Here is a 21967-nt window from a genome sequence, read left to right as displayed (position 1 = left end):
ATATGGAACTTGATCTCTGGACCCAGAGCCTCGTCACGGCAATGACTGCGTTGTGGACCAAGGTAGCTAACTTCATCCCGAACCTCTTCGGCGCGCTGGTGGTGCTGTTGTTGGGTTTTGTCGTGGCCAAGTTGCTGGACACGCTGCTGTCCAAGCTGCTCGCCAAGCTGGGCCTCGATCGCCTGATGGGCGGCACTGGCCTGACCAAGCTGCTGTCCCGTGGCGGCATCCAGGTACCGATCTCGACCCTGGTCGGCAAGATCGTGTACTGGTTCGTCTTGCTGATTTTCCTGGTTTCCGCAGCAGAATCCCTTGGCCTTGAGCGAGTTTCGGCTACGCTCGATATGCTCGCATTGTATTTGCCGAAGGTTTTTGGTGCCGCGCTGGTGTTGCTGGTCGGTGTCCTGCTGGCGCAACTGGCCAATGGGCTGGTGCGCGGTGCGGCCGAAGGCGTCGGGCTGGACTACGCCGCTGGCGTGGGGCGTATCGCCCAGGGCCTGGTGATTATCATCAGTATTTCGGTGGCGATCAGCCAGTTGGAGGTCAAGACTGACCTGCTCAACCACGTGATCGTGATCGTATTGATTACCGTTGGTCTGGCGGTTGCGCTGGCAATGGGATTGGGAAGCCGGGAAATCGCCGGTCAGATTCTTGCGGGAATCTATGTGCGTGAATTGTATGAGGTTGGGCAACAAGTGCGTGTTGGCGAGGTCGAAGGCCAGATCGAAGAGATCGGCACGGTGAAAACCACATTGCTGACCGAGGAGGGCGAGCTGGTGTCGCTTTCCAATCGGATCCTGCTGGAACAGCATGTGAGTAGCCGCTAACCCGGCAAACCCTGCTAATGTATGCCGCCGCGAAATGCCTGCTACCACAGGCTGTGGCGCACATTGACCTAGACTGTCGGCCCGACTTGTTTTGAACAAACCCCAATCGCTATCCACGCGCTACGACCCCCGTGATCTCTCCGATGAGGAGTTGGTCGCGCGCGCGCATACGGAGCTGTTTCACGTAACACGCGCCTATGAAGAGTTGATGCGTCGCTACCAGAGAACTTTATTTAACGTTTGTGCGCGTTATCTAGGGAACGATCGTGATGCTGACGATGTCTGTCAGGAGGTGATGTTGAAGGTGCTGTATGGCCTGAAGAACTTCGAGGGGAAATCGAAGTTCAAGACCTGGCTCTACAGCATCACGTACAACGAATGCATCACGCAGTATCGCAAGGAACGGCGAAAGCGTCGCTTGATGGACGCATTGAGCCTGGACCCTCTCGAGGAAGCGTCGGAAGACAAGGCGCCCAAGCCCGAGGAAAAGGGTGGACTCGATCGCTGGTTGGTCTATGTAAACCCGATCGACCGGGAAATTCTGGTGCTACGATTTGTCGCAGAGCTGGAATTCCAGGAGATCGCAGACATAATGCATATGGGTTTGAGCGCGACAAAAATGCGTTACAAGCGCGCTCTTGACAAATTGCGTGAGAAATTTGCGGGCATTGCTGAAACTTAGTTCGGCGCAAATATCTCTTACGTGTAGGCAAGTTCTGATAGACTTGCCGCCGAGTTGTCCCCCGGTTTGCGGGACTGCTTCACAATCACCAGATGGGGATTTAACGGATGAAACTGAAAAACACCTTGGGCTTTGCCATTGGTTCTTTGATTGCTGCCACTTCGTTCGGCGCTCTGGCACAAGGCCAAGGCGCAGTTGAAATCGAAGGCTTCGCCAAGAAAGAAATGTTCGACAGCGCTCGTGATTTCAAGAACAACGGCAACCTGTTCGGCGGTTCGGTTGGTTACTTCCTGACCGACGACGTTGAACTGCGTTTGGCCTACGACGAAGTGCACAACGCACGTACCGAAGACGGCACTAACGTCAAGGGCGCCAACACCGCTCTGGACGCTCTGTACCACTTCAACAACCCAGGCGACATGCTGCGTCCTTACGTCTCTGCCGGTTTCTCGGACCAGAGCATCGACCAGAATGGCAGCAACGGTCGTAACCGTTCTACCTTCGCTAACGTTGGTGGCGGCGCCAAGCTGTATTTCACTGACAACTTCTACGCCCGTGCTGGCGTCGAAGCTCAGTACAACATCGACCAGGGCGACACCGAGTGGGCACCAAGCGTCGGTATCGGTGTGAACTTCGGTGGCGGCTCCAAGCCTGCTGCTGCTCCAGTTCCAGCTCCGGCTGAAGTCTGCTCCGACAGCGACAACGATGGCGTGTGCGACAACGTCGACAAGTGCCCTGACACCCCAGCCAACGTAACTGTTGACGCTGATGGCTGCCCAGCTGTTGCTGAAGTCGTTCGTGTTGAGCTGGACGTCAAGTTCGACTTCGACAAGTCGACTGTCAAGCCTAACAGCTACGGCGACATCAAGAACCTGGCTGACTTCATGAAGCAGTACCCATCCACCACCACTACTGTTGAAGGTCACACTGACTCCGTCGGTCCTGACGCTTACAACCAGAAACTGTCTGAGCGTCGTGCAAACGCCGTTAAGCAAGTTCTGACCAACCAGTACGGTGTTGAATCGTCCCGCGTTCAGTCTGTTGGCTACGGCGAATCCCGCCCAGTTGCCGACAACGCCACTGACGCTGGTCGTGCAGTTAACCGTCGCGTAGAAGCGCAGGTTGAAGCCCAAGCTAAGTAATTAGCCCACAGCTTTGGAAAAGCCCGGCCTAGGCCGGGCTTTTCTTTGCCTGGGATTTATGGAAAGAGCCTTGGTGTCGCCACAGTGTGGCTGCTTAAAACACCGAACCTGTGGGAGCAAAGCTTGCTCGCGATGGGGTAGGGCCAGCAACATTCATATGGGCTGACACACCGCTATCGCGAGCAAGCTTTGCTCCCACAGGTTCGGTGGTTGGGTGTTGTTGTTACAGCGCCGAAGCCTGAACCCACGAAGGCTGCGACCCTGCACATTCGGCAGCGCCGGCCACCGTGCCAATCACCAGAATCGCCGGGCTCTTGAGTTGAAAGGTGCTGGCATCGGCTTCCATCGAGGCCAGGTCGCTGCGGCAATCACGCTGGTGGGGCAGGGAGGCGTTTTCGATCATGGCCACGGGCGTGTTCGCCGCCAGGCCACCAGCCAGCAACTGCTCGCGGATCTCGCTCAGTTTTGCCACGCCCATGTACACCACCAAGGTGGTCCCGCTTTGCGCCAGGGCTTGCCAGTTCAGGCTGCTGCCGTCTTGAGTGTGGGCCGTGACCAGGGTCACGCCCCGGGCAATTCCGCGCAAGGTCAGTGGAATATCGCACTGAGTCGCCCCCGCGAGGCCTGCGGTGATGCCGTTGACCAGTTCCACCTCGACGCCATGCTCGCGCAGCCACTGCGCCTCTTCACCGCCGCGGCCGAAGATGCACGGGTCGCCACCCTTGAGGCGCACCACGCATTTGCCCTGGCGGGCATAACGCAGCATCAGCCGATGAATGAAAGCCTGCGGTGTGGAGCGGCAGCCGCCGCGCTTGCCCACGGCAATGATGCGCGCGTCGGGGCAGTGTTCCAGCACCGCGGTATTCACCAGGTCATCGATCAACACCACGTCGGCCTCGCCCAAGGCGCGCACGGCTTTGAGGGTCAGCAATTCAGGGTCACCGGGACCTGCACCCACCAGCCAGACTTTTGCGTTCATAGTGTTTTCCTCACGAGATAGCCGCCAGCGGTTGCGCCGTGGCAACCAGCAGACGTTTGATTTCCGGTACGCAAGAACCACATTGCGTGCCACAGCCCAATTCTTGCTTGAGCCCCTGCAAGTCCAAGCCACGCTCGATGCCTGCGCAGATCGCACGCTGGCTCACGTTCATGCAGTTGCACAGCGTTTTGCTGCCACCCGTTGTAGCGCCGACATTGCCCGGCGGCGCGCTCAAAGGCGCCAGCAGCCAGCGCCGCAGTTGTTCATCGGCACGGCCTTCCAGCCACAGGTTCTGCAGCCAGTGCCGGGCCAGGGTTTCGCCGGCCAGGCGGATGGCGGTGATGCGGCCGTTTTCGATGCGCACCCGTTTACCGATGGCGCGACGCGGGTCGTCATAGGCCAGTACCGGCCCGTCGATCAGGCCCAATTGCTCGTCGATGGCCTTGAGCAGTTGCGGTTCTGGCGCGACGGCGCTGGCAGCGCGAATCAGCAATGCGGGACGCTCACGGCCGGTCAGGCTCAGGCTGACGTAGGAAAACCCCTCGCACAGGGGGCGCAGCGCCTCCAGATGTTGTTGAACATCGCCTTCGATCAAGGCGAACAACTGCCAAGGCAGGTTCACCGGTTCCAGGCGCACGCCGCTGTGCTTGAGTTCCGGTTGTTTCGACAAGGGGTCGAAGGCCGGTTGAGTCAGGGTGTTCACGCCGCCCTTGAGGAACCGATCACCCCAGTGCATGGGCAGGAACGCCTGGCCCGGGCGCACGCTGTCGTCGCTGTCCACGGCCACGATCACGCTGCCGCGACGGCTCTTGAGGTTGACCAGGTCGCCCGCTTGCAGGCGATGGCGCTGCATTTCGTCGGGGTGCAGGCTGAGCACGGCTTCGTTCACATGACCAAACAGCTGCGCGGCGGTGCCGGTACGGCTCATGCCGTGCCACTGGTCCCTCAGGCGGCCAGTGTTGAGGGTCAATGGGTAGCGGGCGTCACGCAGTTCCTGGGCGGCGCGATAGGGATCGGCCACGAAACGCGCCCGGCCGTTGTCGGTCGGGAAAATCCCGTCCACGTACAGGCGCGCCGTTCCGACCGTGGCGCCTTCGGGGAAGGGCCATTGCTGGGGGCCGAGTTGATCGATCAGGGCATGGCTGATGCCGGACAAGTCCAGGTCGCGGCCTCGGGTCAGTTGTTTGTATTCATCGAACAGTTGGGCCGGGGTGTCAAAGGCGAACCGGCTGGTTTGGCCCGGGCGCAGACGTTTCTCCAGGCGCTGTGCGAAATCCACTGTGATTGCCCAGTCCGGACGTGCTTCACCCGGTGCGCCGACGGCCCGACGGACGTGGGAAATCCGCCGTTCGGAGTTGGTCACCGAGCCTTCTTTCTCGCCCCAGCTGGCTGCCGGCAGCAGCAAGTCGGCAAAGGCGGCGGTCTCGGTGGTCCGGAAGGCTTCCTGCAACACCACGAACGGGCAAGCTTGCAGCGCCTCACGTACCGCTGTCTGGTCCGGCATCGACTGGGCCGGGTTGGTGCAGGCGATCCACAAGGCCTTGATCTTGCCACTGCGCACCTGTTCGAACAGCTCGATGGCGCTCAAACCGGTGGTGGCGGGCAATTGCTCGACACCCCAATAGCGGGCGACATCGGCGCGATGCTCCGGGTTGGCGGCTTCGCGATGGCCCGGCAGCAGGTTCGACAGGCTGCCGGTTTCCCGTCCACCCATGGCATTGGGTTGGCCGGTCAGAGAGAAGGGGCCTGCACCCGGTCGACCGATTTGTCCCGTGGCCAGGTGCAAGTTGATCAGGGCGCTGTTTTTCGCGCTGCCGGCGGTGGACTGGTTCAAACCCATGCACCACAACGACAGGAAGCTTGGCGACGTGCCGACCCATTCGGCGCACTGGTGCAGTTGTTCGACGCTGATGCCGCACAACTGGGCGACCATGGCCGGGGTGTAGTCGCGCACCAGGTTCTTCAGGTCTGCGAAGCCTTCGGTATGGGCCTTGATGAAGTCGCGGTCGACCCAGTCTTCCCACAGCAGCAGGTGCAAAATCCCATGGAACAAAGCGACATCGGTGCCGGGCAGGATCGCCAAGTGCAGGTCCGCCAGGTCGCAGGTGTCGGTACGACGGGGGTCGATGACGATGATTTTCATCTGTGATCGGCGGGATTTGGCCTCTTCGAGGCGGCGAAAGAGGATGGGATGGGCGTAGGCCATGTTACTGCCGACGATCATCACGCAGTCGCTCAGTTCCAGGTCTTCGTAGCTGCAGGGTGGGGCGTCGGCGCCGAGGCTGCGTTTGTAGCCCACCACGGCGGAGGACATGCACAGCCGGGAATTGCTGTCGATGTTGTTGGTGCCCACCAATGCCCGGGCGAGTTTGTTGAAGGCGTAGTAATCCTCGGTCAGCAGTTGGCCGGAGATGTAGAACGCCACGCTGTCGGGGCCGTGCTCGGCGATGGTCTCGGCGAAGACGCTGGCGGCGTGATCCAGGGCGCTGTCCCAGTCGGTGCGGGCGCGGGCCAGGCCTTTGCCCAGGCGCAGTTCAGGGTACAGGGCGCGGGCGGCGAGGTCGCCGGTCAGGTGCAGTGTCGAGCCCTTGCTGCACAGTTTGCCAAAGTTGGCCGGATGGGCGGGATCGCCGCTGACGCCGAGGATGCGCTCGCCATCATGCTCGATCAAGACGCCGCAACCGACCCCGCAATAACAGCAGGTGGAGGCAGTGATCTGGCGGTTCATCAGCTTGCATCCCGCAGGGCTAGTTGCACCCGGCCGTTCTCGACCCGGGCCGAATGATGATGGGCGCAGCCCACGTCGGGGGCCTGGGCCTGGCCGCTTTCCAGGTCGATCTGCCAGTTGTGCAGCGGGCAGGCCACGCGCTTGCCGTAGACCAACCCTTGGGACAACGGGCCGCCCTTGTGCGGGCAACGGTCATCCAGTGCGAACACTTCATCGTCGCTGGTGCGGAATATCGCGATATCGCCTTTGGGGCCATTGATGATGCGCGAACCGAGGATGTTGATCTCTTCCAGTGCGCAGATATCCAACCAGTTCATGCCGGCACCTCCAGGTTCTTCACGGGGATGGCCTCGAACTCTTTCTTCAACTGAGGCTGTTCCAGGCGTTGCTTCCAAGGGTCCTGTTCCAGCGACAGGGAAAACTTCAGGCGTTCGTGGAGGGCCTTGCGTCGTTCGGGGTCTTCCAGCACGGCTTTCTTGATGTGCTCCATGCCAACCCGCTGCATGTAATGCACGGTGCGTTCGAGGTAGAAGGCTTCCTCACGGTAGAGCTGCAGGAAGGCGCCGTTGTATTCACGCACCTCTTCGGCGGTCTTGAGCTTGACGAAAAACTCGGCGACCTCGGTCTTGATCCCGCCGTTGCCACCGATGTACATCTCCCAGCCGGAATCGACGCCGATAATGCCGACGTCCTTGATCCCGGCTTCCGAACAGTTGCGTGGGCAACCGGAGACGGCCAGCTTGACCTTGTGGGGCGACCACATGTTGAACAGGTCGTGTTCCAGCTCGATGCCCAGTTGGGTGGAGTTCTGCGTGCCGAAGCGGCAGAACTCGCTGCCCACGCAGGTCTTCACGGTGCGAATGGACTTGCCATAGGCGTGGCCGGAAGGCATGTCGAGGTCTTTCCACACGCCGGGCAGGTCCTGCTTTTTGATCCCCAGCAAATCGATGCGCTGGCCCCCGGTGACCTTGACCATGGGCACGTTGTATTTGTCGGCCACGTCGGCGATGCGCCGCAGTTCCGATGGGTTGGTCACGCCGCCCCACATCCGCGGAACCACGGAGTAGGTGCCGTCTTTCTGGATGTTGGCGTGGGCGCGTTCGTTGATCAGGCGTGACTGCGGGTCGTCGTGGGCTTCGCCGGGCCAGGTGGAAATCAGGTAGTAGTTCAATGCCGGACGGCAGGTGGCGCAGCCGTTCGGGGTGCGCCAGTTCAGGTAGCTCATGGTCCCGGCGATGGTCAGCAGGTGCTGGTCGCGGATCGCCTGGCGGATCTGGCCGTGGTTGAGGTCGCTGCAACCGCAGATGGCTTTTTCGCTTTTCGGCTTGACGTCCGCCGCACCGCCGACGGTGTTGATCAGGATCTGTTCCACCAGGCCGGCGCAGGAACCGCAGGAACTGGCGGCCTTGGTGTGTTTTTTCACGTCATCGACGCTGAACAGCCCGTGTTCCTGGATCGCCTTGACGATGGTGCCCTTGCACACGCCATTGCAGCCGCAGACTTCGGCGCTGTCGGCCATGCTCATGGCTTTGTCCTGGCCCTGGTGGCCTACGTCGCCGAGTGCATTCTCACCGAACATCAGGTGATCGCGGATCTCGCTGATGCCGTGGTTCTCACGGATCTGGCGGAAATACCAGCCGCCGTCCGCGGTATCGCCGTACAGACAGGCACCGACCAGCACGTCATCCTTGATCACCAGTTTTTTGTAGACGCCGCCGATGGGGTCGGACAGGGTGATGGTCTCGGTGCCTTCGCCGCCCATGAAGTCGCCGGCGGAGAACAGGTCGATGCCGGTGACTTTCAACTTGGTCGACGTGACCGAACCCTTGTAAGTGGCGAAGCCCAGTTGCGCGAGGTGGTTGGCGCAGACTTTGGCTTGTTCGAACAGCGGTGCCACCAGGCCGTAGGCGGTGCCGCGGTGGCTGGCGCATTCACCGATGGCGTAGATGCGTGGGTCGTAGGTTTGCATGGTGTCGTTGACCAGGATCCCGCGGTTGCACGGGATGCCGGATTTTTCCGCCAGTTCGGTGTTGGGGCGGATGCCGGCGGCCATCACCACCAGGTCGGCGGGGATGATGTCGCCGTTCTTGAACTGGACCGACCCGACCCGGCCATTGCCGGCATCGTGCAAGGCCTGGGTCTGTTCGCTGAGGCGGAATTTCAGGCCACGGTTTTCCAGGGCGGTCTGCAGCAGTTGGCCGCTGGTCTTGTCCAGTTGCCGCTCCAGCAGCCATTCGCCCAGGTGCACCACGGTCACGTCCATGCCCCGCAGCTTCAGGCCATTGGCGGCCTCCAAGCCGAGCAGGCCGCCGCCGATGACTACGGCGTGCTTGTGGGTCTTGGCGGTGTCGATCATCGCCTGGGTGTCGGCGATGTCGCGGTAGCCGATCACGCCGTCCAGGGTATTGCCGGGGATCGGCAGGATGAAGGGCGTGGAGCCGGTGGCGATGAGCAGGCGGTCGTATTCGGCTTCGCTACCGTCTTCGGCGATGACCCGGCGCTTGATCCGGTCGATCTCCACCACTTTGCGGTTGAGCAGCAGCTTGATGTTGTTGTCCAGGTACCAGCTCAGGTCGTTGAGCACGATCTCTTCGAACGTCTGCTCACCGGCCAGCACCGGCGAGAGCAGGATGCGGTTGTAGTTGGTGTGGGGCTCGGCGCCGAACACCGTGATGTCGTACAGCTCGTTGCTCAGCTTGAGCAGTTCCTCGAGGGTTCGAACCCCGGCCATGCCGTTGCCGATCATCACCAGTTTGAGTTTTTTCATCAGGGTTCTCCGCAAGCTCATGTCCGTTTCATCACGGCGATCGGACTGGCTCGGCAATTTTTACGAAAACAAAAAAAGGCGTCCCGCTAGCAAGCTAGCGAGGACGCCTTTGTCCTGGTCCCGTTCTCTCGGGAAGCACCGCCTTCATCGTTGGAGGCGTTGCTTTATGTATGGTGAGAGAGGTTATGCAGTGGTTGTGCCAACTGGCTCTAAGGTGCGGATTTATTGAGCAGCGAGCTGATTGAGCGGATTGGGGTGGGGTTTATTGCACCGAATCAAAGCGTGTTGCCCGGTAATGGAGCGTGGGGCCGATAGCTTTTTAGTGGCAGGCAGGCCGCCATCGCGAGCAAGCTTTGCTCCCACAGCAGATCCCTTGTGGCAGCAAATGCCCTGTGACAGCAGGTCCCTTGTGGGAGCAAAGCTTGCTCGCGATGGGGACGACCGGATTTCAGCTGTGAAACATCAGAAACAACAACACAACATTCACCACCAACGACACCAGTGCCAACGTCCGCCAGACCTTCAGCGGCTCCCTTTCCAGCAACGGCCTGGGCCTTACGCTCAAGCTGCGGCGCTCGCCCTGTTCCAGCAGCAACAGCCATTCCTCGGCGGTTTCAAAGCGCTGGCCCGGGTCCGCCGCGATGGCGCGTTCCAGGCTTTGCCCAAGCCATTCAGCCAGGTCCGGCCGATAGCGGTTGGCACTGACCGGCACGCCAAAGCGCGGGCGCTGGAAGGCTTCGATTTCGCCGTAGGGATAGTGCCCGGTCAGCAGGAAATACAAGGTCACGCCGACGGCATACAAATCCTGTTGCGCCGTGGGTGCGGTGCCGCCGAAGGCTTCCGGGGCAATGTAGCTGGGCGTACCGGGCAAGACGTTGGCCTGGTCCTCGGACAGGCCCGGGCAGTAGGCCAGGCCGAAATCCAGCAAGCGCAACTCCCCGTCGTCACCCAGGTGCAGGTTTTCCGGCTTGATGTCGCGGTGGTAGATCTGCCTTCGATGCAACAGGCCCACCGCCCGCATCAGCCGTTGCGCCAGGTCCTGCCATTGGGCCAGGGGCAATGGCCCGGCCTGGTTGAACAGCTCGGCCAGGGTCGCGCCCGGATACTCGCGCATCACATAGTACAAATGCTGACGCTGGGGAACGCCATGGACCTCGGGAAACTGCCGCCCGGCGACGCGCTTGAGAAACCATTCCTCCGAGAGCAAGGCCTGTCCAGCCCGGCTGTCGTCCCGTAGCTGCACGGGCAAGGTTTTCAGCAACCAGGGTTGGCCCTGGCCGTCATGTACCCGGTAGAGCAACGATTGCTGGCTCTGGCCAAGCAGGCCTTCGACCTGCCAGCCCTCGAACACCTGGCCCGGTTTCAGCATGGGGGGCAGGGGCCATTGCTGCAGTTGGATCAAGGCATCGCCGATGCTGGCTTCGCCCAGGGCATCGACCCGCACCAACAACGCGCTGGCATTGTCCTGGCTGCCGGCCAGGTGCGCGGCGTTGACCAGCGTCTGGGCCGCGAGGTCCAGGTCCGGTTGGTCGCGAAGGATGCCGGCGATGGCCGTGTCCCCCAGGACGGCCCAGACGCCATCGCTGAGCAACACGAACGTTTCGTCGGTGCGCAGTTCACCGTCGAGAAAGTCGAGAATCAGGTGTTGATCCAGTCCCAGGGCCCGCTTGAGCACATGCTGCATGCCTTGCTGTTCCCAGACGTGATCTTCGCTGACCCGTTGCAAGTGATCGGCGTGCCAGCGATAGACCCGGCAATCACCCACGTGGGCCAGGGTGAAGCGCCGGCCTCGCAGGACCAGGGCGCTGACGGTGGTGAGCAGCGGTTGCCCGCCACCGTTGGCCTGCAGCCAGCGATTCTGCGCCAGTAACAAGCGGTCCAGCGCCTGGGCCACGCCCCAGGTTTGCGGCGTGGAATAGTAGTCCAGGGCCAGGGCCTGCAAGGTCGAACGGGCGGCCAGCCCACCATCGGCGCATTGGCTCACGCCGTCGGCGATGGCGAACAGGTAACCCTTGCTGGCGGCCAGGGCCGGGGCGGGGGTGACCAGGCGCAGGGCGTCCTGGTTTTCCTCCCGCGGGCCGATGGCACTGGCTTCGGCGAAGCTCAATTGCAGGCTCATGGTTGCAGGTTATACCCGAGCAGCGGTGACGGCTGCCGAACCCCAAGTGGTTCTCCAGCGACGCTTGACACCGTGCAGGCCGAACCAGGCCAGGACACCGAGGCTGGCGAACAACCACAGGGCCAGTTGATAGCTGCCGGTGCTTTGTTTGATCGCGCCCATGCCCGCCGCCAGGGCGAAGCCGCCGATGCCGCCGGCCATGCCGATCAGCCCGGTCATCACGCCGATTTCGCGACGGAAGCGTTGTGGCACCAGTTGGAACACCGCGCCGTTGCCCGCACCCAAACCGAGCATGGTGCAAACGAACAGGGCCAGGGCCGCATAGGAACTCGGCAGGTTGAAGCCCACCGCGGCGATGCAGACTGCAGCAACGGTGTACATGCCGAGCAAGGTGCGGATGCCACCGAAACGGTCCGCCAGGGCGCCACCCAAGGGACGCATCAGACTGCCACCGAAGACGCAGGCAGCGGTGTAGTAGCCGGCGGTGACGGGGCTCAGGCCGTATTGGTCGTTGAAGTAGCCGGGCAGGGCGCTGGCCAGGCCGATGAAACCGCCGAAGGTCACGCTGTAGAAGAACATGAACCACCAGCTGTCACGGTCGCCCAGGGCCTTGAGGTAGTCGGCCATGGATTTGGCTTTCGGCCGTTCGGGAGCGTTCTTGGCCAGCCAGGCGAAGAGGACCAGGGTCAACACCAGCGGGATCAGCGCGAAGCCGAACACGTTGGTCCAGCCGAAGGCTACGGCCATGACCGGAGCGATCAACGCCGCGAGCACGGTGCCCGAGTTACCGGCGCCAGCGATGCCCATGGCCTTGCCCTGGTGTTGTGGCGGATACCACTGGGAAGCCAGCGGCAGGGCCACGGCGAACGAAGCGCCGGCCACGCCCAGGAACAGGCCGAGCAGCAGGGCTTGTTCGTAGCTGTGGATGCCCAGTTTCCAGGCGCAAAACAACGCACCGATCACAATCACCTGGCCGACCATGCCGGCGGTTTTCGGCGAGATGCGATCGGCCAGCAAGCCCATGAACAGACGCAGTACGGCACCGGCCAGGATCGGCGTCGCGACCATCAGGCCGCGTTGCTGGGTGGTCAGGTGCAGGTCGGCGGAGATCTGCACCGCCAGTGGACCGAGCAGGTACCAGACCATGAAACTCAGGTCGAAATAGAGGAAGGCCGCGAACAGTGTCGGGGTGTGGCCGGATTTCCAGAAGCTTGAATTCATCGCGCACCTCAGCTGTAAAAGTCTCGAGAAATGAGTCAGTGCTCAGAAGCAGTGCGCCGTCTGTGGTCGCACCACCGGCTCCGAAGAGCCAAAACAAAAAAACGCCGCAACCCGGATTGCCAGAGAGGCAAGGTGGGTGTGCGACGTCTTTGTCGTAGGTGGGGCAACCGCCGTTGGTTACCTGTGGGGTTGCTTAAGCGAGATCTGTGCCAACAGGAGGGATTGGCGTGAGGGCTATCGCGAGCAAGCTCGCTCCCACAATGGATCTTCAGTGGGCACAATACCTGTGGGAGCGGGCTTGCTCGCGAAGGCGTCCGGTCAGTCGACATCGATGTTGAATGGAAAGCCGCTTTCGCGAGCAAGCTCGCTCCCACATTGGAACTCCAGTGGCTACAGGACCTGTGGGAGCGAGCTTGCTCGCGATGGCGTCAGGCCAGGCGCTACAAGGCTGTCAGCCGAGCAACTCGTTCATGGCAATGATCTGCTCCGCCACCTGGATCAGCTTCTGCTGGCGGCTCATGGCCTGGCGGCGCATCAGGGTATAGGCCTGTTCTTCGTTGCACTCCTTCATCTTCATCAGCATGCCCTTGGCCAGTTCGATGCGCTTGCGTTCGGCCAGTTGCTGGTCCCGGGCCAGGAGTTGGGCACGCAGGGCCTGGTCGCTTTCGAAGCGGGCCATGGCCACGTCGAGGATCGGTTGCAGGCGCGCAGCGTGGATGCCTTCGACGATGTAGGCACTGACGCCCGACTTGATCGCCTGGCGCATCACATTGGGGTCGTGCTCGTCGGTAAACATGACGATCGGTCGTGGCTGGTCGCGGCTGACCAGCACCACTTGTTCCATCACATCGCGTCCGGGTGACTCGGTATCGATCAGGATCACGTCCGGACGCACCGTTTCGACGCGCGCCGGCAGGTCGATGGTCAGGCCGGATTCGTCGATCACTTCGAAGCCGGCCTCAATCAGGGCAGCCTTGAGGCGGCCGACTTTTTTCGCGGTGTCGTTGATCAGCAGGATACGCAGCATGGTCGTGGCTCCTGTCAGCGGCTGGCGAGAAGGGGAGCCGCATCGCTCAAGGCGTGCAGTTTGAAGCTGCGGGCGTACCCGGCCGGGTCCGAGCCGTCCCAGGTGGTGCCGTCGATCAGTTGGCTGCTGCGCATGTCCTGGTCCGGAGACGCGATGTCGAGTGCAGCGCAGGCTTCACGGTACAGCTTGAGCTGCTGGACGTCCCTGGCCACGGCCAGGTAATCCGGGTCTTCACGCAGCAGGCCCCAGCGACGGAACTGGGTCATGAACCACATGCCGTCGGACAGGTACGGCAGGTTCACTTCGCCGCCGCCATGAAAGCGCATCGCGTGGGGATCCTGCCAGCTGTTGCCCAAGCCGTCGGCATAGATCCCCAGCAGGCGCGGCTCGATGCAGTCCAGTGGGGCATCGAGGTATTCCGGTGCACTCAATAGTTGCGCGGTGCTGCGACGGTTTTCGCTGCTTTGTTCGATGAAGCGGCTGGCTTCGAGGATCGCCATCACCAAGGCCCGGGCGGTATTGGGGTATTGCTCGACGAACGCCCGGGTGCAGCCCAGGACTTTTTCCGGGTGGTCGGGCCAGATGGTCTGGGTAGTCGCCAAGGTAAAACCGAGGTTTTGCTTCACCGCGCTGGCGCACCAAGGCTCGCCGACGCAAAACCCATCGATGCGCCCGGCTTGCAGGTGCGCGATCATTTGCGGCGGCGGTACCACCACGCTGTCGACGTCCGACAAGGGGTGGATGCCCTGGGCTGCAAGCCAGTAATAGAGCCACATGGCGTGGGTGCCGGTGGGGAAGGTCTGGGCGAAGGTCAGTTTCGGGCGAGTTTGGTGCACGTGCCGTTCCAGTGCTTCAGGACTGGTCACGCCTTGGGCCTGCAGGCCATGGGACAGGTTGATGCTCTGGCCGTTCTGGTTCAGCCCCATCAGCACCGCCATGTCGGTCGGTGCGACCCCGCCAATGCCCAAGTGCACGGCGTAGACCAGGCCATACAGGCTGTGGGCGGCATCGATTTCACCGCTGACCAGCTTGTCCCGCAGGTTGGCCCAGGACGCCTGGCGCTTGAGGTTCAGGGTCAGGCCGTAGGGCTGGGCGAAGCCCTGGGTGGCGGCCACGACCACCGGGGCGCAGTCGCTCAAGGCCATGAAACCGAGGTTGACCGCGCTCTTTTCCGGGGCATCGCTGCCATTGACCCAGGCCAGGGGGTTGGCTGGAACTTCATTCATCGGTATCACCTTCCGCATAAAAAAGCGCCGTGTCCGGGCTCAGGAGACCGGACGACGACGCCGTTGTCCCTTAAAACAGTGTGGCACTCATTCCGTCGCTGGCATGGGCGCTGATGACCAAAAGGGTGCAAGGCATATGCCAGCGCTATCGTTTTGTGCGGGCGCCTCGCTTGAGCCGCCGTTGCCCGGCTATAATCGCCGCCTCATTTCGTCGCCCGAGTCAAAGCCGCCCATGTACACCCTGGCCCGTGAACTGCTGTTCAAACTCTCCCCGGAAACTTCCCACGACCTGTCCCTGGACTTGATCGGCGCGGGCGGACGCCTCGGCCTCAACGGTTTGCTGTGCAAGGCGCCGGTGAAATTGCCGGTGACGGTCATGGGCCTGGAGTTTCCCAACCCGGTCGGGTTGGCGGCGGGCCTGGACAAGAATGGCGCGGCCATCGACGGCTTCGCCCAGTTGGGTTTCGGTTTCGTGGAAATCGGCACCGTCACTCCGCGCCCGCAGCCGGGCAACCCCAAGCCACGGCTCTTCCGCCTGCCGCAAGCCGAGGCGATCATCAATCGCATGGGCTTCAACAACCTGGGCGTCGACAACCTGCTGGCCCGCGTGGCCGCGGCCAAATACAAGGGCGTGCTCGGCATCAACATCGGCAAGAACTTCGACACGCCGGTGGAGCGCGCCGTCGACGACTACCTGATCTGCCTGGACAAGGTCTACGCCCACGCCAGCTACGTGACCGTCAACGTCAGCTCTCCCAACACCCCGGGGCTGCGCAGCCTGCAATTCGGTGATTCCCTCAAGCAACTGCTGGCCGACCTGGCCCGGCGTCGTGCGGAACTGGCTTTGACCCATGGTCGGCATGTGCCACTGGCGATCAAGATCGCCCCGGACATGACCGACGAAGAGACCAGCCAGGTGGCCCAGGCCCTGATCGAGACGGGCATGGACGCGGTGATCGCCACCAACACGACCCTGGGGCGCGAAGGCGTCGAAGGGCTGGAGCACGGTGACGAGGCGGGCGGTTTGTCTGGCGCGCCCGTGCGTGACAAGAGCACCCACACCGTGAAGGTGCTGGCCGCTGAGTTGGCGGGGCGCTTGCCGATCATCGCGGCGGGCGGGATTACCGAAGGCAGGCATGCCGCCGAGAAGATCACCGCCGGGGCGAGCCTGGTGCAGGTTTACTCGGGCTTCATCTACAAGGGGCCGGCGTTGATTCGTGAGTCGGTGGATGCGATTGCGGCGTTGGGTTGATTCAGGAGTGCTCGGCTCTATTGTGGCGAGCAGGTTTTCTGTGGGAGCAAAGCTTGCTCGCGATAAGGTCGCCTCGGTTCCAGACAGACCGCGTTGTCTTCATCGCGGGCAAGCCTTGCTCCCACAGGGCCTCGCCACAACATGTTGCAACTCAAGTTAATAACCCAGGCATTAAAAAGGGCTCCTCGAAGGAGCCCCCTGGGCCGTAGCCCGCCGCCCGGATGGGACGTGCGTGGTTAAATCGATATGGGTTTCAAATTGTCGAGTTCTTGAGTATTAAGCCCTGTGTCAGCCGACGGCGTGAAGTTCGTTGAGTCTATGGATACCCGCAGTGCCGGTCATACCGTCCCAGTTGTCGCCGCGTCCTTCTCGCCAGCCATTGATCCAGGCTTGACGTACCGACGGTAGAGTAAAGGGGCAAAGCTCACGGGATTTACCACCAACGCCATATTGGTAACCACGTAAAAATGCTCTTTCCAACGGATCACGCTTAAGTCTTCTCATAGGGTGTTGCCCTCACTTGTTGACTGTTACTTAGCGTCGACCTCTATCGAGGCCGGGGCAGAATCATTCTGCCGTTGGTGGCTCGTTGCCGGCGTGACGAGCCGAGGTGTTGACGCCGTTGCGACGTCAACCTGTGTTGAGTTCTAACCAAAGCGTCACAGGGATGGAATGATCGTTTTGTCATAAGCACGTAACAATAAAGATGTTAGGGCGATAAGTAACTTCATGTTCATTGACCGCTTTTGAGCAAGACCCCTGTATGATCGGCCCTGCGCCAAAGGGGACGGCCTTTCCTTGAATGAGAATGTCCCCCTGTTGCACTCAGGTACTATTCGACGAAAGGGTCGAGTTTTCACAATTTGTCGCACAGAATTTTTTACCTGCCTTCGCATCAAAGCTCTTTTAACCTGAGCGGCGAGGGCGGCACGGCACACATTCGTGCCACGCGGGTGCTCTTGAGAAAAGCACCTGACTGAACCCGGCCCGGCAATGCGTTGCCCGGCCCACTTAGCCAAAGGCTCTGGAAACCCCATGTCCGATCGTTTCGAACTCTTCCTCACCTGCCCCAAGGGCCTCGAAGGCCTGCTGATCGAGGAAGCCGTCGGGCTTGGCCTTGAAGAGGCGCGCGAGCACACCTCGGCCGTGCGCGGCATGGCCGACATGGAAACGGCTTATCGCCTGTGCCTGTGGTCGCGCCTGGCCAACCGCGTGTTGCTGGTGCTCAAGCGCTTCCCGATGAAGGATGCCGAAGACCTGTACCACGGTGTGCTGGGTGTCGACTGGCAAGACCATATGCTGGCCGATGGCACCTTGGCAGTGGAGTTCAGCGGTCATGGTTCGGGCATCGACAACACCCACTTCGGCGCCTTGAAGGTCAAGGACGCTATCGTCGACAAGCTGCGCACGCCATCGGGCGAGCGGCCGTCCATCGACAAGCTCAACCCGGACCTGCGCATCCACCTGCGCCTGGACCGTGGCGAAGCGATCCTCTCCCTCGACCTTTCCGGCCACAGCCTGCACCAGCGCGGTTATCGCCTGCAGCAAGGCGCCGCGCCGCTGAAGGAAAACCTCGCCGCCGCGATCCTGATCCGCGCCGGTTGGCCGCGCATTGCCGCTGAAGGCGGGGCGCTGGCCGACCCAATGTGCGGTGTCGGCACGTTCCTGGTGGAAGCCGGCATGATCGCCGCCGACATGGCGCCGAACCTGCGTCGCCAGCAGTGGGGCTTCACCGCCTGGCTCGGCCACGTGCCGGCGTTGTGGAAGAAGCTCCACGAAGAGGCCAGCGAACGCGCCGCCGCCGGGCTGGCCAAGCCGCCGTTGTGGATTCGCGGCTACGAAGCCGACCCACGGCTCATCCAACCGGGCCGCAACAACGTCGAGCGGGCGGGCCTGAGCGAGTGGATCAAGATCTATCAGGGCGAAGTTGCCACCTTCGAACCGCGTCCGGATCAGAACCAGAAAGGCCTGGTGATCTGCAACCCGCCGTACGGCGAGCGTCTGGGCGACGAAGCCAGCCTGCTTTATCTCTACCAGAACCTGGGCGAACGCCTGCGCCAGGCGTGCCTGAACTGGGAGGCGGCGGTGTTTACCGGTGCGCCGGACCTGGGCAAGCGCATGGGCATTCGCAGCCACAAGCAGTATTCGTTCTGGAACGGCGCCTTGCCGTGCAAGTTGTTGCTGATCAAGGTCCTGCCGGACCAGTTCGTCACTGGCGAGCGACGTACTCCGGAGCAACGCCAGGCCGAGCGCGAACAGGCCGCCTATGATCAAGCCCCCGAAGTACCGCAAGAGCGCCAGTACAACAAGAACGGTAACCCGATCAAACCGGCGCCGGCGCCGGCCCCTGTGGTCGAGCAGGCGCGGTTGAGCGAAGGCGGGCAGATGTTCGCCAATCGCCTGCAAAAGAACCTCAAGTTGCTGAGTAAATGGGCCAAGCGTGAAGGTGTGGACTGCTACCGCGTCTACGATGCCGACATGCCGGAATACTCCATGGCCATCGACCTCTATCACGACTGGGTTCACGTCCAGGAATACGTCGCGCCGAAGTCCATCGACCCGGAAAAGGCCTCGGCCCGGCTTTTCGACGCCCTGGCGGCGATTCCCCAGGCGCTGAACGTCGACAAGAGCCGGGTGGTGATCAAGCGTCGCGAGCGTCAGAGCGGCACCAAGCAGTACGAGCGCCAGAGCGCCCAGGGCAAGTTCACCGAGGTCAACGAAGGCGGCGTGAAGCTGTTGGTCAACCTCACCGACTACCTGGACACCGGGCTGTTTCTCGATCATCGGCCGATGCGCCTGCGGATCCAGAAAGAGGCAGCCGGCAAGCGGTTCCTCAACCTGTTCTGCTACACGGCGACCGCCAGCGTCCACGCGGCCAAGGGCGGTGCCCGGAGCACCACCAGTGTCGACTTGTCGAAAACCTACCTGGACTGGGCGCGACGCAACTTGTCGCTCAATGGTTTTTCCGACAAGAACCGCCTGGAGCAGGGTGACGTGATGGCATGGCTGGAAGCCAGTCGTGACGAGTACGACCTGATCTTCATCGACCCGCCGACCTTCTCCAACTCCAAGCGCATGGAAGGCGTGTTTGACGTGCAGCGCGATCACGTGCAGTTGCTGGACCTGGCCATGGCGCGCCTGGCCCCGGGCGGTGTGCTGTATTTCTCCAACAACTTCCGCAAGTTCCAACTCGAGGACAACCTCGGCGAGCGCTATGCGGTGGAAGAAATCACCGCCAAGACGATTGATCCGGATTTCGCCCGCAACGGCAAGATCCACCGTGCCTGGAAAATCATGGCCCGTTGATCGGGCCTGATTGGATCCACGAAGCCTTGTAATTCAGGGCTTCTAGCCTCGTTTGGGGCTGGCTAAAGTGATGGCGAATAGCTATAACTTAGGCTGTGTCCAGGGTTGTATCTATGCCTGGTCCCTTTGCGGGTTGTATTTATGGCATTGCATCAGGTGCGCCCCAGGATCCTGGGCTTTATCAGCGAAGATGTGTCGGCCTGGCTGGTGGCTTCGCTGGTGTTGCTGGCCGGTACCTTCCTGACCGGCGTGTTGAGCTGGGCGATGACGAACCTGTTCAATCAGCAATTGCGCCAGCGCTTCGAGTTGCACGTTGAGGAACGCTTCAGCCGCATCGAGGAACAATTCCAGGACGAGGAGCTACTCCTCGGCAGCCTCGGGCGCTTCTTTGCCAACTCCGAAGACGTTTCCAACCGAGAATTCCGTGGCTACGCCGACGCGCTGTTGCGCCGTACCCGGGCCTTCGTCTGGGCGCCCAGGGTACTTCGCGACGAACGGCAAGCGTTCGAACAGCAGGCGCAGGCCGAAGGGGCCGCTCAATTTGCGATCCGCGAGGCGGATGGCAACGGTGGCCTGCGGCAGGCCGCCGAACGGGACGAGTACGTTCCGGTGCTCTACATCCAGAGCCGGACTCCCTACGGTGCACCGCTGGGCCTGGATCTGCTTTCCGAACCCTTGCGCCGTGCCACCCTCCAGCGGGCTCGCCAGCGCGGCGGGCTGGTGGCCTCGCAACCGCTGGACTTGATGGACGGCGACCCGGTGTCTACCCACGGAATATTGCTGGTCGCGCCAGTCATCAGGGAATCGGCCAATGAACCGTTCGGCTACGTGGTGGCGGCTATCAGTATGTCGCAACTGGTGGGCGACGGACTGCCGGCGTCCAGTCACGACAATCTGTCGATGCGGGTCGTGGACCTGTCTGCCGAGAACGGTGCGCAGACGCTGTTCGAATCCCGCAACCAGCCGGGCCAGAGCGATTTGTCGGCGACCCGCCTGTTACGTCTGGCCGATCACGACTATCGGGTGGAGTTACGGCCCAGCCGGGTATTCCTGTCGACCAATCATTCTTCGGTCACCAGCCTGGTGATACTCGGCGGCTTGCTCAGCCTGCTGCTCAGCGCCTTGCTCTATGTGCTGGTCAGCCAGCGGCAGCGGGCCTTGAAACTGGTCGAGCAACGCACCCGTGAACTGCGCGCCCGGGAGCAGGAGCTGCGCGGTACTCATGGCCAATTGCGCGGCGTGCTGGATGCCGCGACCCAGGTCGCGATCATCGCCACGGACCTGCGCGGGGTCATCACCACCTTCAACGTCGGCGCCGAACAGATGCTCGGCTACCCGAGTTGCGAGGTGCTGCAAAGCATGACCCTGGAGAGCTTGCATGTGCCGCGCGAACTCCAGGCTCGGGCCGCCCAGCTTGGCGCGCGTTTTGGCAAACCGATTCCCACCTGCCACGCGATGTTGCTCGAGGGCGGCGAACAGGGTGGACAACAGGCGCGGGAATGGACGCTGGTGCGTCGCGATGGTAGCCACCTGACCGTGAACATGCTGGCTACACCGATGCTCGATGACCAGGGGTTGTGGGTCGGGCACCTGGCGATCTGCATCGACATCACCGAACGCAAGCGCGTTCACGAAGCGCTGGCGGCCCGTGATCTGTTGCTGAAAAAGCTCAGCGCCCACGTGCCCGGGGGGATTTACCAGTTCAAGATGGATTTCAATGATCGCTTCAGCGTGATCTATGCCAGCGACGGTATTCGTGACATCTATGAGCTGGAACCCGACGTACTGGTGCAGAACGCCGAGGCTATTTTCTCGCGTATTCACCCGTTGGACAGCACGCGCGTCCGTGCTTCGATTCGTGCTTCGGCCCATACCTTGAGCCCGTGGCGGGAAGAGTACCGGGTGCAATTGCCTTTACGCGGCCTGCGCTGGGTGCGCGGCGAGGCCACACCCGAGGAGTTGCCCGGCGGTGGGGTGTTGTGGCACGGCTACATCTCGGATATTTCCGACTTGAAACGGGTGGAAGAAGAACTACGGGCCTTGTCCGTGACCGACGCTTTGACCGGCATTCGCAACCGTCGTTATTTCCAGGAGCGGCTGACCTCGGAGATGGTCCGGGTTGAGCGCGGTTCGGGGGGGCTGGCGGTCATCATGCTCGACATCGACCACTTCAAGCGCATCAACGACCAGCACGGCCATGCGGTGGGCGACCGGGTGTTGCAGGCGGTCTGCCAGCGCATCGCCCAACGGTTGCGCCGCACCGATGTGTTCTGTCGGTTGGGTGGGGAAGAGTTCGTGGTGCTGTGTCCGGACACTGACAGTGACAGCGCCTACTCCCTGGCGCTGGAGCTGTGGGAAGGCTTGCGGGCTGCGCCCATCGACGATGTGGGCGTTGTCACCGCCAGCTTCGGCATCGCCACTTGGCGTGCCGGGGAGGGCGCCGATGCGCTGCTGCTCAGGGCCGATTCAGGCGTGTACGCGGCCAAGCAGGCCGGGCGGGACCGGGTCGAGACGCAGTTGGGTTAGCCATTTTGGCCGAGTCTGGGGGCGAAGGGTGTGGGAGCGGGCTTGCTCGCGAATGCGGTGTAACATTCAAGCATTGCATTGGCTGACACGCCGCCTTCGCGAGCAAGCCCGCTCCCACAGTTGATCTTCAGTGGGCAAAAAATCTGTGCTCGACACAAATCCCCT

15 protein-coding genes are annotated in these 21967 nt (G+C 62.0%); 6 read left to right on the top strand and 9 right to left on the bottom strand.

Annotated elements, in window-relative coordinates:
* Positions 1-2: 2 nt before the first annotated feature.
* From AB4N80_RS25285 to AB4N80_RS25275, 3 genes are all read left to right on the top strand, one after another.
* Positions 3-827: a mechanosensitive ion channel family protein gene (locus tag AB4N80_RS25285; protein ID WP_003199523.1), complete on the top strand. Its 825-nt coding sequence runs from the start codon at positions 3-5 to the stop codon at positions 825-827.
* Between the two features lie 91 nt (positions 828-918).
* Positions 919-1509 carry an RNA polymerase sigma factor SigX gene (gene sigX, locus AB4N80_RS25280; protein ID WP_003183614.1) on the top strand — a complete coding sequence of 197 codons (591 nt, stop codon included), beginning with the start codon at positions 919-921 and terminating at the stop codon, positions 1507-1509.
* A 107-nt stretch (positions 1510-1616) separates the two neighbouring features.
* Entirely contained in the window at positions 1617-2651 is a 1035-nt protein-coding gene (locus tag AB4N80_RS25275) for an OmpA family protein (protein ID WP_122567888.1), read from the top strand.
* Positions 2652-2874: 223 nt separating this feature from the next.
* Here the strand turns inward: AB4N80_RS25275 and cobA are convergent, their stop codons facing one another.
* The 8 genes from cobA to AB4N80_RS25235 all read right to left on the bottom strand — a co-directional run bounded on the left by cobA (position 2875) and on the right by AB4N80_RS25235 (position 14718).
* Positions 2875-3630: a uroporphyrinogen-III C-methyltransferase gene (gene cobA, locus AB4N80_RS25270; RefSeq protein WP_305491965.1), complete on the bottom strand. Its 756-nt coding sequence runs from the start codon at positions 3628-3630 to the stop codon at positions 2875-2877.
* 10 nt (positions 3631-3640) lie between these two features.
* Positions 3641-6358 (bottom strand): nitrate reductase, encoded by a 2718-nt coding sequence (locus tag AB4N80_RS25265; RefSeq protein WP_460079419.1) that lies wholly within the window; start codon positions 6356-6358, stop codon positions 3641-3643.
* Positions 6358-6675, bottom strand: coding sequence for a nitrite reductase small subunit NirD (gene nirD, locus AB4N80_RS25260; protein ID WP_018605256.1), 318 nt, complete (start codon positions 6673-6675; stop codon positions 6358-6360). Before nirD ends, AB4N80_RS25265 begins: the two co-directional genes overlap by 1 nt.
* On the bottom strand, positions 6672-9125 hold the full coding sequence (nirB, locus tag AB4N80_RS25255) for a nitrite reductase large subunit NirB (RefSeq protein WP_122567891.1): 2454 nt from the start codon (positions 9123-9125) through the stop codon (positions 6672-6674). Before nirB ends, nirD begins: the two co-directional genes overlap by 4 nt.
* 448 nt (positions 9126-9573) lie before the next feature.
* Positions 9574-11244, bottom strand: a complete 1671-nt coding sequence (locus AB4N80_RS25250; protein WP_122567892.1) for a bifunctional protein-serine/threonine kinase/phosphatase — start codon at positions 11242-11244, stop codon at positions 9574-9576.
* Between the two features lie 9 nt (positions 11245-11253).
* Positions 11254-12465, bottom strand: a complete 1212-nt coding sequence (locus AB4N80_RS25245; protein ID WP_025212688.1) for a nitrate/nitrite transporter — start codon at positions 12463-12465, stop codon at positions 11254-11256.
* Between the two features lie 451 nt (positions 12466-12916).
* Positions 12917-13492: an ANTAR domain-containing response regulator gene (locus AB4N80_RS25240; RefSeq protein ID WP_003199539.1), complete on the bottom strand. Its 576-nt coding sequence runs from the start codon at positions 13490-13492 to the stop codon at positions 12917-12919.
* Between the two features lie 14 nt (positions 13493-13506).
* Positions 13507-14718: a CmpA/NrtA family ABC transporter substrate-binding protein gene (locus tag AB4N80_RS25235; protein WP_122567893.1), complete on the bottom strand. Its 1212-nt coding sequence runs from the start codon at positions 14716-14718 to the stop codon at positions 13507-13509.
* A 232-nt stretch (positions 14719-14950) separates the two neighbouring features.
* Between AB4N80_RS25235 and AB4N80_RS25230 the strand changes: the two genes are divergently transcribed.
* Positions 14951-15970: a quinone-dependent dihydroorotate dehydrogenase gene (locus tag AB4N80_RS25230; RefSeq protein WP_122567894.1), complete on the top strand. Its 1020-nt coding sequence runs from the start codon at positions 14951-14953 to the stop codon at positions 15968-15970.
* 288 nt (positions 15971-16258) lie between these two features.
* Here the strand turns inward: AB4N80_RS25230 and rmf are convergent, their stop codons facing one another.
* On the bottom strand, positions 16259-16474 hold the full coding sequence (rmf, locus tag AB4N80_RS25225) for a ribosome modulation factor (RefSeq protein ID WP_003223300.1): 216 nt from the start codon (positions 16472-16474) through the stop codon (positions 16259-16261).
* Positions 16475-17005: 531 nt separating this feature from the next.
* Here rmf and rlmKL point away from each other — a divergent pair.
* Both rlmKL and AB4N80_RS25215 read left to right on the top strand, forming a co-directional pair.
* Positions 17006-19276 (top strand): bifunctional 23S rRNA (guanine(2069)-N(7))-methyltransferase RlmK/23S rRNA (guanine(2445)-N(2))-methyltransferase RlmL, encoded by a 2271-nt coding sequence (rlmKL, locus tag AB4N80_RS25220; protein ID WP_460079411.1) that lies wholly within the window; start codon positions 17006-17008, stop codon positions 19274-19276.
* Between the two features lie 141 nt (positions 19277-19417).
* Entirely contained in the window at positions 19418-21802 is a 2385-nt protein-coding gene (locus AB4N80_RS25215) for a GGDEF domain-containing protein (protein ID WP_122567896.1), read from the top strand.
* Positions 21803-21967: the final 165 nt, after the last annotated feature.

The sequence above is a fragment of the Pseudomonas sp. H3_A02 genome, assembly GCF_054671965.1.
This window is presented reverse-complemented; position numbering and strand designations above follow the sequence as displayed.